Genomic DNA, 13,628 nt, shown 5'->3' on the forward strand with positions numbered 1-13,628 from the left:
CTTTGTCGCGGGCTGCGGTAGACACGCCCATCAAACAAAATGGGTGGAAACAGATGATCACCGAGATCGCGCAAATCGACGTCAAGCCGGGCAGCGAGAAGGACTTTGAGGCCGCCGTCGCCAAGGCCAAGGCCGCTTTCGGCCGCTCCAAGGGTTTTCACGGTTTCGAGCTGCACAAGTCGATCGAGAAGCCGCAGCGCTATCGTCTGATGGTGAAGTGGGAGACGCTCGAGAGTCATACCGTCGATTTCCGCGGCTCCGAGAATTTCACCGAATGGCGCGGCCTCGTCGGCCAGTATTTTGCGGCACCCCCCGAGGTCGAGCACACCGAAACCGTGCTCACCACCTGAGGCGGCTCAGGCCGCCTCCGCCAGAGGCGGCGCTTCATACGTCTTGAAATGGTCGATCATCACCTTGGCGATGGCGACCAGCGGCAGCGCCAGCGCCAGGCCCCAGATTCCGAACACGACGCCGAGCAGGATCTGGAACGCGAACAGCGTGGCCGGCGGAATGTCCAGTGCCTGCCGCTGAAGGATCGGCGTCAGCACATAGCTCTCCATGGCGTGCACGCCCATGAAGAGGAGAAAGGCCGACAGCGCCGGAATCCATCCTGAGGCGAGGCTCGCCAGCACGACCACGACGCCGGCTATGATGGCGCCCACCGTCGGAATGAAGGCGAGCAGGCCTGCCTGAATCCCCAGGATGAACGAGCCGGGAATGCCGATGAGGACGAGCCCGATCCAGGTCACCACGCCGACCGCAAGCATCACGATGATCTGCGCGATCAGCCAGCGCTCCAGCGTCTCGCCGATACCGTCGATGATCAGGGTGATGCGGGCGCGATGCCTGGCCGGCGCGAGAAACAACAGGCCGTCATGATAGACCGCGGGCTGGGCGGCGAAGGCGAGCCCCAGGAACAGCACGATGAAGATGTTGCCGACCGCGCTGATGGTGCCGAGCAGCAGCTTGAAAGTCTGGCTCACGATCGCGCCGCCGCTCGAGGCCAGCGCGCCTGCGCCCGGCAATCCGCCGTGCGAGCCCGAGTTCGGCGCGGGCGCCGGCGTCGCATCGGTGGAGGCGGCGGGCGCGGCGTTGCCGAGATCGAAGAAGCTGGTGTCGATCCCATGGTTTTCGAGGAAGGACCGGACGTTGGTGATCTGCGACTTGATTGTCTTGCTCAGCAGCGAGGCCTGCTCGGCAATGGTGGCGCCGCCGAGATAAGCAACGCCTGCGAGCATTACCGCCAGCGCGGCACAGACGATCGCGAGCCGGACCGCGTGGGGCAGGTGCACGCGGCGGCCAAGCGCGTTGGTCAGCGCGTTGAGGCCGACGCCCAGCAGCATGCCGGTGAAGATCAGGAGCAGGGTAGCTGCAAAATACCAGGTGAAGACCAGCATTGCCGCGAACAGCACGATTCCGATGCCCCCGACCGAGATCGCCCAGGCCAGATCGGTGCGGGTCCGGGGCCGTTCATCTGCGGGAATGGTCACATCGGCTCCTATGCGAAGGCGGCAGGCGGGTACTCTTTCGCGAAATCCCGCCTCGGATCAAGCCAGGCTCTGGCGCGATTGACGCGTCCTTGGCCCTGCGGGCCACGGACGCCGGCGAGAGAGGGGGCCATGCCCGTCCTCCGCCCGGCCATTTGCGCGAAAATAGCATTGCCGTCCCGCGTACCCTTCTGTTGAATTTGTTCCATCCCAGGGGCATGTTTGGAGAATCGTCTTCGGCGAAAGGTCTGAACGGGAGATGAGAAAGCCGGTCGTCGGCGTGATCGGGAACGCCCATCGCGTTGAAAATCGATTTCAGGTCCAGATGGTCGGCGAGCGTAATCTGCGCGCCGTGGCCGAGGTGTCCGGCGGCCTGCCGGTGATGTTCGCGGGCTCGCCCGATATCACCGATATCGGCGCGCTGCTCGACACTGTCGACGGCATCGTGCTCACCGGTGCTCGCGCCAATGTCCACCCAACCCGTTTCAACGTCGATCCGTGTGAGGCGCACGAGCCCTACGACATCCACCGCGACGAGGTGGCGCTGGCGCTCTCGGTCGCATGCGTTGCCCGCGGCATCCCGCTGTTCGGCATCTGCCGGGGCCTCCAGGAGATGAACGTCGCCTTCGGCGGCTCGCTGCATCCCGAGATCCGCGAAATCCCGGGCCGCATGAACCACCGCATGCCGAGGCTCGAGAACGGCGAGATCCATCCCGATCCGACCGTGGTGTTCGCCGATCGTCACGACGTCGATCTGACGCCGGGCGGCGCGTTCGCAGAATTGCTCGGCTGTAACAAGATCAGGGTCAATTCGCTGCACGGCCAGGGCATCCTCGATCCCGGCAAGCGCGTGCTGATCGAGGGCATCGCCGAGGACGGCACCATCGAGGCAATCCGCATCGCGGAAGCCAAGGCCTTTGCACTCGGGGTGCAATGGCACGCCGAATACGACCCGCAGCACAATCCGATCAACCGAAAACTGTTCGAGGCGTTCGGTGAGGCGATGGTGGCGAAGCAGCGCGCGGCGGCGTAGCTGCGGAGCGCGCCGAGGCCTATAACCATCGTCATCGTGAGCGCAGCGAAGCAAATCCAGTCGCTGTCGGGTGACGGCGTGAAGGCGGCCTCGATCTCTCGGGCGTAATAAACCAGTTATCAAGAAATGGTGCGCGCCGGTTTTCTCGATTCCGATTCGTTCTTTGAGAACGAAGTGGAGTCAGACACAGAACGAAAGTCGAGGACCACAAACAAAAAAGGCGCCCCGAGGGGCGCCTTTCGTGTGTCGCGGTCGTTCGGGCCCCTTAGCCCGAATAGTACATTTCGAACTCGACCGGATGCGGTGTCATCTCGAAGCGGGCGACTTCGGTCATCTTCAGCTCGATATAGGCGTCGATGAAGTCGTCGTCGAACACGCCGCCGTTCTTCAGGAAGCCGCGGTCCTTGTCGAGATTTTCGAGTGCCTCGCGCAAGCTGCCGCACACCGTCGGGATCTGCTTCAGCTCTTCCTTCGGCAGATCGTAGAGGTCCTTGTCCATCGCCGGACCCGGATCGATCTTGTTCTTGATACCGTCGAGGCCGGCCATCAGCATCGCGGCGAAGCCGAGATAGGGATTGGCGAGCGGATCTGGGAAACGCACCTCGACGCGCTTGGCCTTCGGCGAAGCGGTGTAGGGGATGCGGCAGGAGGCCGAGCGGTTGCGCGCGGAATAGGCGAGCAGCACGGGAGCCTCGTAGCCCGGGACCAGACGCTTGTAGGAGTTGGTCGACGGGTTGGTGAAGGCGTTGATCGCCTTGGCGTGCTTGATGATGCCGCCGATGTAATGGAGGCAGGTCTCCGACAGGTCGGCGTATTTGTTGCCGGCGAACACCGGCTTGCCGTCCTTCCAGATCGACTGGTGCACGTGCATGCCCGAGCCGTTGTCGCCGAAGACCGGCTTCGGCATGAAGGTGGCGGTCTTGCCGTAGATGTGCGCAACCTGGTGGATGCAGTATTTGTAGATCTGCATGTGGTCGGCCATCAAGGTCAGCGTGTCGAACTTCATGCCGAGCTCGTGCTGGGCGGAAGCGACTTCGTGATGATGCTTCTCGACCTTCACGCCCATCTTGGCCATGGCGCCGAGCATCTCCGAGCGCATGTCCTGCACGGAATCCTGCGGCGGTACCGGGAAGTAGCCGCCCTTGGTGCGGACGCGGTGGCCGAGGTTGCCGCCTTCATATTCGGTGTCGGAGTTGGTCGGCAGCTCCGAGGAGTCGAGACGGAAGCCGGTGCTGTAGGGGTTGGCGGAGAAGCGCACGTCGTCGAACACGAAGAACTCGGCTTCGGGGCCGACGAACACGGTGTCGCCGACGCCCATCGACTTCACCATCGCCTCGGCCTTCTTGGCGATGCCGCGGGGGTCGCGGTTGTAGGGCTCGCCGGTGGTCGGCTCGAGCACGTCGCAGGTGATGACCATGGTGGTCTCGGCGAAGAACGGATCGATCGTCGCGGTCACCGGATCGGGCATCAGGCACATGTCGGACTCGTTGATCGCCTTCCAGCCGGCGATCGAGGAGCCGTCGAACATCGTTCCTTCGGCGAAAATGTCTTCATCGATCATGCTGATGTCGAAGGTGACGTGCTGCCACTTGCCGCGCGGATCGGTGAAGCGCAGGTCGACGTATTTGACGTCGTTGTCCTTGATCGATTTCAGGACGTCTTTGGCGGTCTTCATGCATACCCCTTTTGGCTCTGCGGGTCGGTTTCCAAGCTTCAAGCGACCGTGTTCACGCTTCTTGAGGCGCGCGAGGCACAAACAAAATGAGGCCGCCGAAGCAGCCTATTTCTTGTCAGAATGTCGCAAAATGCGGGATAGCACCCGGCTCAGATAGCGTCCAGCCCGGATTCGCCGGTTCGGATGCGGATCGCCTCTTCGATGTTGGAGACGAAAATCTTGCCATCGCCGATGCGCCCGGTTTGCGCTGCGCGGCGGATTGCGTCGATGGCGCGCTCGACCAGATCGTCGCCGATCACGATCTCGATCTTCACCTTGGGCAGGAAGTCGACGATGTATTCTGCGCCGCGGTACAGCTCGGCGTGACCCTTCTGCCGGCCGAAGCCCTTGGCTTCGGTGACGGTGATGCCCTGAAGGCCGACTTCCTGAAGCGCTTCCTTCACCTCGTCGAGCTTGAATGGCTTGATGATGGCTTCGATCTTCTTCACTGCGCGCCTCCCGGCCTTTCGAACAAATAGCAACGTCTTCGTCAGGATGCGCTTTTCTTAACGCACGATCTTGTCTTCGCTATGCCGGGATCCCTGACCAGTCCGGCAACAACGGCCGGCCACACCCTGATAAATGCCAGTGAGCACGACGAACCGAAGCGACTTCCGCGAAAGCAGGGTCTATGCCAAGTTGCAAATGCCCTGATTATTGGAGCGTTATCAGCCTTTTAACGTGCAGCTCCGATAGGTGGCGCCGACCCGCACAAAATACCGCAGACTACGGAATAGGCAAACGGTCCAATATTTGTGCAGATCGTTGTTCCGTCGGATCGCCCGACGCAGAACGTGCCTCTTGAAAAGGCTTTTGGACAGGGAAGTGGCATGGAAGTTCTGACCAACGCCGAAATGCAGCGTGCCGACCAGCTCAGCATTGCGGCAGGCACCCCCGGCTTCAAGCTGATGCTCAGTGCTGGCCAGGCGGTCGCCGAGGCCGCCAACGCGCTGGTGGAGGAGGGGCCGATCCTGATCGTGGCCGGCCCCGGCAACAACGGTGGGGACGGTTTTGTCGCAGCCGCCGAGCTCGCCGCGCAAGGCCGCGAGGTCTCGGTCATCCTGATGTGCGAGCGCGACCAGCTCCAGGGCGATGCGGCCTCGGCGGCACGGGGCTGGAAACACCCGGTGCTCCCGTTCAACCCGCAGGCGATCGGGCGACCGGCGCTGATCATCGATGCGCTGTTCGGCGCGGGCCTCAGCCGTCCGGTCGACGGCGAGGCACGTGAGATGATCGAGGCGATCAACGCCAACGGTGCGCCGGTGCTCGCGGTCGATCTGCCAAGCGGCATCAACGGCACCAGCGCGGCCGTGCTGGGCGTGGCGGTGAACGCCACCGAGACCGTCACCTTCTTCCGCAAGAAGCCGGCGCATCTGCTGCTGCCGGGGCGCATGCATTGCGGCCACGTCCGCGTCGCCGACATCGGCATCGAGGCGCAGGTGCTGGACGAGATCGCGCCGCAGATTTTCGAGAACGATCCGGACCTCTGGGGCACCGCCTTTCCGGTGCCGCGCATCGACGGCCACAAATACGCGCGAGGCCATGTGCTGGCGGTCTCGGGCGATGCGGCCGCGACCGGTGCGGCGCGTCTCGCCGCGCGCGGGGCGCTCCGCGCCGGCGCGGGCCTGGTGACTCTGGCTACGCCGCGTGATGCGCTGGCGATCAATGCAGCTGCGCTCACCGCGGTGATGGTTCGCCCCGTCGATACCGCCATCGAGTTCGGCGAGCTGCTCGGTGACAAGCGCTACAACACCTGCATGATCGGCCCCGGCGCGGGGGTCGGCGAGCGCACCTGCGATCTCGTCCACACGGCGCTTAACGCGCAGCGGCGCCTGGTGCTCGACGCGGATGCGCTGACGAGCTTTGCCGCCAATCCCGAGCGCCTGTTCGAATCGATCAAGACGTCGCAGGACAAGGCGGTAGTGCTGACGCCGCACGAGGGCGAGTTCCCGCGGCTGTTCTCCGACCTCAGCAATAAACATCCGGGGCGCTCGAAGATCGAGCGCGTGCGCGCCGCCGCCGAGCGCTCCGGCGCGGTCGTGCTGCTGAAGGGCGCGGACACCACGATTGCCGCGCCCGACGGCCGCGCCACCATCGCCGCCAACGCGCCGCCCTGGCTCGCCACCGCGGGCGCCGGAGACGTGCTCGCCGGCATCATCGCAGGGCTGCTGGCGCAAGGCGTGCCGGCATTCGAAGCCGCCAGCATCGCTGTGTGGATGCATGGCGAAGCGGCGAGCGAGGCGGGACCGGGCCTGATAGCAGAGGATCTCACCGAGACGCTGCCGGCCGTGCACCGGCGGATCTATAATGCGCTGGGGATTGAATATTGATGCTCAGGCAGCTCGCGCTCACTGATATGGGCGCGGCGGCGCAGGTTCACCGGGCTGCATTCGACCATGCGATGCCCTGGCTCGCTGGGCTGCATACGCCGGACGAGGACCGCTGGTTCTACCGCGAGCATGTGTTCGCGACGTGCCGCGTGTGGGGACGCTTCAACGGCGATGTACTGAGCGGGATCATCGCTTTCCGTGACGGCTGGATCGAGCAGCTTTACGTGCTTCCTGCTGTTCAAGGGCGGGGGACTGGCGCCGAACTTCTCGACGTCGCCAAGCATGCCAACGAACGGCTGGAGCTCTGGACCTTCCAGTGCAATGCGCGCGCAAGGCGCTTCTATGAAGCGCGCCAGTTTACGTTGATCGAGCAGACCAACGGGACCCGAAACGAGGAGAAAGAACCCGACGCTCGGTACCTCTGGATGCGTAGGCCACTTCATTTGTGAACAATTGTAGTCTAAAAACTACATGTGATTGAAAGCAGACTGAGACGTTTCGGAAGTGGCGATCACGTCTCAAGGATGAGCGTGCCAGAGCGCTGATTGCTTCGCGATTGGATCGGTTGGCTCATGGACACGCAGGCGACGTCGAACCGGTGGGCGACGGTGTGAGCGAGCTGCGTATTCATCACGGGCCCGGATATCGCATCTATTTTCGGAAGCGGGGCAACGCGATCATCGTTTTGCTGTGCGGGGGCGACAAGAGCACGCAGGTGAAAGACATCAAGGCGGCGAAGCGCCTTGCCGAGATGTGGAGCGAATGAGATGGGCGAGAAGCTGACGACCTATGACCCGGCCGAAGACCTGCAGTCCGACGAGGCCATTGCCGTGTTCATGGAAGAGGCGTTCAAGACCGAGGATGCGGCCTATATCGCCCATGCACTTGGGGTCGTCGCCCGCGCCAAGGGGATGACGCAGATCGCCAAAGAGACTGGTCTTTCTCGCGAGCAGCTCTATCGCTCGTTCAGCACCAACGGCAATCCGACGCTGAAAACGACTATTGCGGTGATGAAGGCGCTCGGGATCGAACTCACAGCCAAGCCGCACGCCTAGTCGGAGCCCCTCACTCCACCCCGTACCAGCGCACCAGCCGCGGGGCGGCCCATTCGGTTACGACGGTTTCGATCAGCCATCGCCCGGGGGAGGCCGCAGCGAACGCGATGCGCTGAGTCTGGCCGGGTTCGATCGCGAGCGTGTCGAGCCAATAGGGCTTCCAGCCGTCGTCGAGCTTGTCGAGCAGGCGGAAATGGTGGCCGTGCAGATGGACGACGATGGCGACGGGTGCGGGGTTCTTGAGCGCCAGCACGAGGGTGCGGCCGGCCTTGGTGCGAAAAGCGGGGGCGGAGGACGTCGAGAAATTTGCGGGCCGTACCCACCCGGCGTCGGCTGCCCCGAGCGCGACATCGAACCGCAGGGCGCCTTTCAGATCGAGTCGCTCGGGCAGGTCATTCGGAGGGAGCGGCTGCGGCGGCAACAGCGGCGCGCGCCGCTCAAGCTTGCCGGAGACCGTCAGGCGGCCGACCTGGCGCGCCTCATTGCCGTCATGCAGCAGGAATGGGGCCGATGTGGCCGCATCCACGAAGGCGTCGGCGCGTGCGCCGGGAGCCAGCACCAGGGCGCCGTTGCGAGCCGGGAACGGCTCAGCCGGCTGTCCGTCCAGGGCCAGCACCTGGACCTCGTGACTTTCCAATTTGATCGCCAGAACAGAACGTTGCGAGCCGTTGATAAAGCGCAGCCGCAGCCGCTCATTCGCCGAAGCTGAGAGTTCGAATGAAGTCGTTCCGTTGATTGTATAGAGCGGGGACGTGTCCTTCGGGTCCCGGCCCGGGAGAAGCGCGGTCCCATCCGGCCGCAGCCGCCATTCCTCGATCAAGAGGACCACGTCGCGATCGGCGGCGACCGCGTTGGTCTCGGTGGCGATGATCGGAAGCGGGCGCGCGGGCTGCTTCAGGCTGTCCTCGAACAGGCGAAAGTCGGCCAGCAGGGTTCCTGCGTTTGGCACTGAAATAATTGATGTTTCCGTCGCGTCCGGGGCCGTCGGGCTGCGTCCTCGAAGCGGGTCGGCCGCGTCCGGGCCATTGAGGCCGTACCAGACTGGTGCAAGCGGTACGGGCAGGCCGTTGCGAAAGACCACCTCGCAGCGGTCGCCACGTTTGAGACGGACATCCCCGAGGTGGCTTACGGCAGCCAGCTCCCAGATGGGTGTAGCCGGCTGACCCGGCCTCAGAGCCAGCGTCGCCGGCCTCGCTTGAAGGGCGAGCTGGGCGGTCATGGCCGGGACTGCGCCGCCCGCCATCAGCCCGGCCGCAGAGGCTCCAACGCCGACTCCAAGTACGGCCAAAACCTCGCGCCTCGTCGGGTCGAAAATCCGCGTCTTCATGGCCGATCCCGACCACGCCGTGCTGGATAAGTCCAGCCGTCGTGCCTAGTTGAAGCCCTGCCTCTATCGGGCCATTTTTTTGCTGCGAACAGGCGGGCACATGCTATAAGCCCGCCGCCCGCGGCATCGCGGCCGGTCTTGATGCAAATTTACGCGGGCGTGGCGGAACTGGTAGACGCGCTGGATTTAGGTTCCAGTGACGAAAGTTGTGGGGGTTCGAGTCCCTCCGCCCGCACCAAGCGCTTTCAGCGTTTGCACGGATTACGCGATCTGCTCCCGCGCGGATGTTTGTCCGCCGGAAGTCGGTCCGATGAACCACCGGCGTTGAGGCGTTCGCCTCGCGCCGGATCGATTAATGACAGCGTCCCGACGCATGCGCGCCGGGACCGAACGAGAAGAAGATTGGACACCATGCAGGTCACAGAAACCCTCTCGGAAGGTTTGAAGCGCGAGTTCAAGATCAGCGTTCCCGCGTCTGATCTCGACGCCAAGGCCGGTGCCAAGCTCGTCGACCTCAAGGACAAGGTTCGCATCAACGGCTTCCGTCCCGGCAAGGTGCCGGTCACGCACCTCAAGAAGGTCTATGGCCGCTCGGTGATGGCCGAGACCATCGACCAGACCATTCGTGACACCAATACGCAGCTGTTCTCCGAGCGCGGCTTCCGCCTTGCGACCGAACCCAAGATCACCATGCCGACCGAGCAGGCTGAGGTCGAGGAGCTGCTCAACGGCAAAACCGATCTGACCTACACGGTTGCGATCGAGGTGGTGCCGTCGATCGCGCTCGCCGACTTCAAGACCTTCGAGGTCGAGAAGCCCGTCGCCGAAGTCACCGACGCCGACGTCGACGAGGCGATCAAGCGCATCGCCGATTCGAACCGTGGCTATGCCGCGAAGGGCGAGGGCGCCAAGGCCGAGTCGGGCGATCGCGTCACCGTCGCCTTCAAGGGCGCCATCAACGGCGAGCCCTTCGAGGGCGGCGCCGGCGAGGGTATCCAGGTCGTGATCGGATCCAACACCTTCATCCCCGGCTTCGAAGAGCAGCTCATCGGCATCGGCGCGGGCGAGACCCGTACGCTGAAGGTGGCGTTCCCCAAGAACTACATGAACGACAAGCTCGCTGGCCAGCCGGCCGAGTTCGAGACCACTGCGACGCTGATCGAGGCGCCGCAGGATCTCGCGATCGACGACGAGTTCGCCAAGACACTCGGCCTCGAATCGCTGGACAAGCTGAAGGAAGCGGCGCGCGAGCGGCTGGTCGCCGAGTTCGCGACCGCGACGCGCCAGCGCGTCAAGCGCGCGCTGCTCGACCGCCTCGACGAGGCCCATCGCTTCGAAGCTCCGCCCTCGCTGGTCGACGAGGAGTTCAATCTGATGTGGAACTCGGTGAAGGCCGAGATGGACTCCGCCGGCAAGACCTTCGCCGACGAGGACACCACTGAAGACGCCGCCAAGGAAGAGTACCGTAAGATCGCCGACCGCCGCGTGCGGCTCGGCCTCGTGCTCTCCGAGATCGGCGAGAAGAACAAGATCTCCGTAACCGACGACGAGGTCGGCCGCGCCGTGATCGAGCGGGCGCGCTCGATGCCGGGCCGCGAGAAGGAGGTCTGGGACTATTACCGCAGCAACGCCCAAGCGTTGGCCCAGCTTCGTGCACCGATCTATGAGGACAAGGTCGTCGACTTCATCCTCGAGCTTGCCAAGGTGACTGAGAAGAAGGTCTCGCGCGACGATCTCTACAAGGACGACGAGGCGGAAAAGACCGCCGCCTGAGGGCTCCAGAAGAGCCTTTAGGAGAGCCTTTGGGATAGCCTTGCATTAAGGATGATCAGCGAAGAGGTCGAGCTAGCCAGGTGGCCGGCTGGGCCTCTTTGTACGAATCAGCTTCAACTGCCTCACGGATTAAGCCTTAATTCGCTCCGCACTTGTCAGGCGCGAATTGGGCTATATCTGTCGCTACGCCTTCTGCTTCTACCAAGTTCTTCTACCAAGTTCCTGCATCACGGGACGTCCATCGGCCTTCCGGCAGATCCAGCCCCGACTGGCAGCCGGGCCTGGCGATGTCCGCCTCTTCAAAACCCTAGGTGACTCATGCGCGATCCGGTTGAAACCTACATGAACCTCGTGCCCATGGTGGTCGAGCAGACCAACCGTGGCGAGCGCGCCTACGACATTTTCTCGCGCCTTCTGAAAGAGCGCATCATCTTCCTGACCGGGCCGGTCGAGGACGGCATGTCGACGCTGATCGTCGCGCAGCTGTTGTTCCTTGAGGCGGAAAATCCGAAGAAGGAAATCTCGATGTACATCAACTCGCCGGGCGGCGTGGTGACGTCGGGCCTCGCGATCTACGACACCATGCAGTTCATTCGTCCGCCGGTCTCGACGCTGTGCACGGGCCAGGCCGCCTCGATGGGCTCGCTGCTGCTCTGCGCCGGCGAGAAGGACATGCGCTTCTCGCTGCCGAACGCGCGCATCATGGTGCATCAACCTTCCGGCGGCTTCCAGGGCCAGGCCACCGACATCATGCTGCACGCCCAGGAAATCCTGAACCTGAAGAAGCGGCTCAACGAGATCTACGTGAAGCACACCGGCCAGACCTACAAGGCGATCGAGGACGCGCTGGAACGCGACAAGTTCCTTACTGCGAGCGACGCCAAGGAGTTCGGTTTGGTCGACAGGGTCATCGACAAGCGCGCCGAGGAAACCGCGGCGCCGAAGACTCCGTAGCACTACGGTGCCGGCAATCCCTCTGGGATCGCCGGCACCGTCAGGGAGCGTTCACGTTAAGGACACGTGCGCGCGTCGCAAAACGCAGTTTTGCGCCCTGCGACAGGCAGAAAGTTCCGCTTTCGTGCTTGTTTTTCGTGGCAATCCAGCAACGCCGGGGTGATTTCGATCACTTCGCCCGTGCCAAGACCGGAAATCACGGTATTGTCACGGGTAGCCGGCGCTCCCCGATTAGCGAATTCTTGATAGTCGGGTGACAGCATGGTTCGCTACGACTGATCGGCTATGATCGCGGAGAATCGAGTGACCGTGATTCGCACGGCATGCAACGCGTAGGGTCTTTTTTGGTACGGAATTTGCTCTATTTGAAGGACTGTACCGGCTGTCGTGCCGGAATAGGGCGATCGAGCGGACGGGATCGAACCGCGGACGGAGACATGAATGAGTAAGGTCGGCACGAGCGACTCCAAGAACACGCTGTATTGCTCGTTCTGCGGCAAGAGCCAGCACGAAGTTCGCAAACTGATCGCGGGTCCCACGGTCTTCATTTGCGACGAGTGCGTCGAGCTCTGCATGGACATCATTCGCGAGGAGAACAAATCCTCGCTGGTGAAGTCGCGCGACGGGATTCCGACGCCGAAGGAAATCTGCAAGGTGCTGGACGATTACGTAATCGGACAGAACCATGCGAAGAAGGTCCTCTCGGTCGCGGTGCACAATCACTACAAGCGCCTCAACCACCAGACCAAGCACAACGACGTCGAGCTTGCGAAGTCGAACATCCTGCTGATCGGTCCGACCGGTTCGGGCAAGACGCTGCTCGCGCAGACGCTCGCCCGCATCCTGGACGTGCCGTTCACGATGGCGGATGCGACGACGCTGACCGAAGCCGGCTATGTCGGCGAGGACGTCGAGAACATCATCCTGAAGCTGCTCCAGGCCGCCGACTACAATGTCGAGCGTGCCCAGCGCGGCATCGTCTATATCGACGAAATCGACAAGATCAGCCGCAAGTCCGACAATCCCTCGATCACGCGGGACGTGTCGGGTGAGGGCGTGCAGCAGGCACTGCTCAAGATCATGGAAGGCACGGTGGCTTCGGTCCCGCCGCAGGGCGGCCGCAAGCATCCGCAGCAGGAGTTCCTGCAGGTGGACACCACCAATATCCTGTTCATCTGCGGTGGTGCGTTCTCGGGCCTCGAAAAGATCATCTCGGCACGCGGACGGTCGACCTCGATCGGTTTCGCCGCCCAGGTGCTCGCGCCGGAAGACCGCCGCACCGGCGAAATCTTCCGTCACGTCGAGCCGGAGGATCTCCTGAAGTATGGCCTGATCCCGGAATTCGTCGGCCGTCTGCCCGTCGTGGCGACGCTGGAGGATCTGGACGAGGCTTCGCTCAAGAAGATCTTGGTCGAGCCGAAGAACGCGCTGGTGAAGCAGTACCAGCGGCTGTTCGAGATGGAGAACATCGAGCTGACCTTCGCCGACGAGGCGCTTGGCGCGGTGGCCCGTAGGGCGATCGAGCGCAAGACCGGTGCGCGCGGGCTGCGTTCGATCCTCGAGGCGATCCTGCTCGAGACCATGTTCGACCTGCCGGGCCTCGAAGGTGTGGAAGAAGTCGTGATTTCCCGCGAAGTCGTGGAAGGAACGGCGCGCCCGCTCTACATCTACGCCGATCGGTCCGATCGCGCCGTCGAGAACGCCAGCGCCTGATTTCGGCGCTGGAACGCTCCAATCGTCTCATCAAGCAAGGGGCTGCGGAAAATATCTCCGCAGCCGGTGTTGTGTCGCTTGTTCGCGTGCGTAAGCGCCTGATGGCGCGCGTCTTTCAATGACTTGACACCCCCCGGGTCGATAGCCACCTAATGTCGGCGGCGAGCAAAAATTCTCTTCAAGATTCGCCTCAGTTCCGATCCGGCAGGCCGGTCCAACCTCAGAAGGACCGACCGGTTTTG

12 protein-coding genes, 1 tRNA gene and 1 pseudogene are annotated in these 13,628 nt (G+C 63.2%); 10 read left to right on the plus strand and 4 right to left on the minus strand.

Translation table 11 applies throughout. The features are described from left to right. Positions 1-53: 53 nt before the first annotated feature. Positions 54-350: an antibiotic biosynthesis monooxygenase family protein gene (locus tag AC0L30_RS02670; protein ID WP_007603488.1), complete on the plus strand. Its 297-nt coding sequence runs from the start codon at positions 54-56 to the stop codon at positions 348-350. Positions 351-356: 6 nt separating this feature from the next. Here the strand turns inward: AC0L30_RS02670 and AC0L30_RS02675 are convergent, their stop codons facing one another. Further along, on the minus strand, positions 357-1,490 hold the full coding sequence (locus AC0L30_RS02675; protein WP_007603489.1) for an AI-2E family transporter: 1,134 nt from the start codon (positions 1,488-1,490) through the stop codon (positions 357-359). A gap of 256 nt (positions 1,491-1,746) precedes the next feature. On the opposite strand from AC0L30_RS02675, the gene AC0L30_RS02680 reads away from it, so the two are divergent. After that, positions 1,747-2,520, plus strand: a complete 774-nt coding sequence (locus AC0L30_RS02680; RefSeq protein ID WP_007603493.1) for a gamma-glutamyl-gamma-aminobutyrate hydrolase family protein — start codon at positions 1,747-1,749, stop codon at positions 2,518-2,520. Between the two features lie 265 nt (positions 2,521-2,785). Here the strand turns inward: AC0L30_RS02680 and glnA are convergent, their stop codons facing one another. Then, on the minus strand, positions 2,786-4,195 hold the full coding sequence (gene glnA / locus AC0L30_RS02685; RefSeq protein WP_007603494.1) for a type I glutamate--ammonia ligase: 1,410 nt from the start codon (positions 4,193-4,195) through the stop codon (positions 2,786-2,788). A 149-nt stretch (positions 4,196-4,344) separates the two neighbouring features. After that, positions 4,345-4,683 carry a P-II family nitrogen regulator gene (locus tag AC0L30_RS02690; RefSeq protein ID WP_007603495.1) on the minus strand — a complete coding sequence of 113 codons (339 nt, stop codon included), beginning with the start codon at positions 4,681-4,683 and terminating at the stop codon, positions 4,345-4,347. Positions 4,684-5,064: 381 nt separating this feature from the next. On the opposite strand from AC0L30_RS02690, the gene AC0L30_RS02695 reads away from it, so the two are divergent. From AC0L30_RS02695 to AC0L30_RS02710, 4 genes and pseudogenes are all read left to right on the plus strand, one after another. Further along, on the plus strand, positions 5,065-6,564 hold the full coding sequence (locus AC0L30_RS02695; protein WP_473403727.1) for an NAD(P)H-hydrate dehydratase: 1,500 nt from the start codon (positions 5,065-5,067) through the stop codon (positions 6,562-6,564). Beyond that, complete coding sequence (locus AC0L30_RS02700) at positions 6,564-7,013, plus strand: GNAT family N-acetyltransferase (RefSeq protein WP_354128907.1); 450 nt, start codon at positions 6,564-6,566, stop codon at positions 7,011-7,013. The genes AC0L30_RS02695 and AC0L30_RS02700 overlap by 1 nt, the downstream gene beginning before the upstream one ends. Before the next feature lie 32 nt (positions 7,014-7,045). Further along, positions 7,046-7,330: pseudogene (locus tag AC0L30_RS02705) on the plus strand (type II toxin-antitoxin system RelE/ParE family toxin); the annotation flags it as partial. 1 nt (position 7,331) lies between these two features. Beyond that, complete coding sequence (locus AC0L30_RS02710; protein WP_007603498.1) at positions 7,332-7,619, plus strand: addiction module antidote protein; 288 nt, start codon at positions 7,332-7,334, stop codon at positions 7,617-7,619. Between the two features lie 10 nt (positions 7,620-7,629). Here AC0L30_RS02710 and AC0L30_RS02715 read toward each other — a convergent pair whose 3' ends face one another. Further along, positions 7,630-8,946 (minus strand): multicopper oxidase family protein, encoded by a 1,317-nt coding sequence (locus tag AC0L30_RS02715; RefSeq protein WP_473403728.1) that lies wholly within the window; start codon positions 8,944-8,946, stop codon positions 7,630-7,632. A 153-nt stretch (positions 8,947-9,099) separates the two neighbouring features. Here AC0L30_RS02715 and AC0L30_RS02720 point away from each other — a divergent pair. The 4 genes from AC0L30_RS02720 to clpX all read left to right on the plus strand — a co-directional run bounded on the left by AC0L30_RS02720 (position 9,100) and on the right by clpX (position 13,386). Further along, positions 9,100-9,184 (plus strand) — tRNA-Leu (locus AC0L30_RS02720). A gap of 173 nt (positions 9,185-9,357) precedes the next feature. Further along, positions 9,358-10,719: a trigger factor gene (tig, locus tag AC0L30_RS02725; protein WP_007603500.1), complete on the plus strand. Its 1,362-nt coding sequence runs from the start codon at positions 9,358-9,360 to the stop codon at positions 10,717-10,719. A gap of 318 nt (positions 10,720-11,037) precedes the next feature. Next, positions 11,038-11,673: an ATP-dependent Clp protease proteolytic subunit gene (locus AC0L30_RS02730; RefSeq protein WP_007603501.1), complete on the plus strand. Its 636-nt coding sequence runs from the start codon at positions 11,038-11,040 to the stop codon at positions 11,671-11,673. Positions 11,674-12,114: 441 nt separating this feature from the next. Next, the gene (gene clpX, locus AC0L30_RS02735) at positions 12,115-13,386 is read left to right on the plus strand and encodes an ATP-dependent Clp protease ATP-binding subunit ClpX (RefSeq protein WP_007603503.1); all 1,272 of its coding nucleotides are present in this window, start codon (positions 12,115-12,117) and stop codon (positions 13,384-13,386) included. Positions 13,387-13,628: the final 242 nt, after the last annotated feature.

This window comes from Bradyrhizobium sp. MI1.11 (assembly GCF_055811255.1).

Bases quoted from the DNA above. Each gene is read 5' to 3' on its own strand.
- AC0L30_RS02670 (WP_007603488.1), top strand. From the start codon at position 54: ATGATCACCGAGATCGCGCAAATCGACGTCAAGCCGGGCAGCGAGAAG.
- AC0L30_RS02680 (WP_007603493.1), top strand. From the start codon at position 1,747: ATGAGAAAGCCGGTCGTCGGCGTGATCGGGAACGCCCATCGCGTTGAA.
- glnA (WP_007603494.1), bottom strand. From the start codon at position 4,195: ATGAAGACCGCCAAAGACGTCCTGAAATCGATCAAGGACAACGACGTC.
- AC0L30_RS02695 (WP_473403727.1), top strand. From the start codon at position 5,065: ATGGAAGTTCTGACCAACGCCGAAATGCAGCGTGCCGACCAGCTCAGC.
- AC0L30_RS02700 (WP_354128907.1), top strand. From the start codon at position 6,564: ATGCTCAGGCAGCTCGCGCTCACTGATATGGGCGCGGCGGCGCAGGTT.
- AC0L30_RS02710 (WP_007603498.1), top strand. From the start codon at position 7,332: ATGGGCGAGAAGCTGACGACCTATGACCCGGCCGAAGACCTGCAGTCC.
- AC0L30_RS02715 (WP_473403728.1), bottom strand. From the start codon at position 8,946: ATGAAGACGCGGATTTTCGACCCGACGAGGCGCGAGGTTTTGGCCGTA.
- tig (WP_007603500.1), top strand. From the start codon at position 9,358: ATGCAGGTCACAGAAACCCTCTCGGAAGGTTTGAAGCGCGAGTTCAAG.
- AC0L30_RS02730 (WP_007603501.1), top strand. From the start codon at position 11,038: ATGCGCGATCCGGTTGAAACCTACATGAACCTCGTGCCCATGGTGGTC.
- clpX (WP_007603503.1), top strand. From the start codon at position 12,115: ATGAGTAAGGTCGGCACGAGCGACTCCAAGAACACGCTGTATTGCTCG.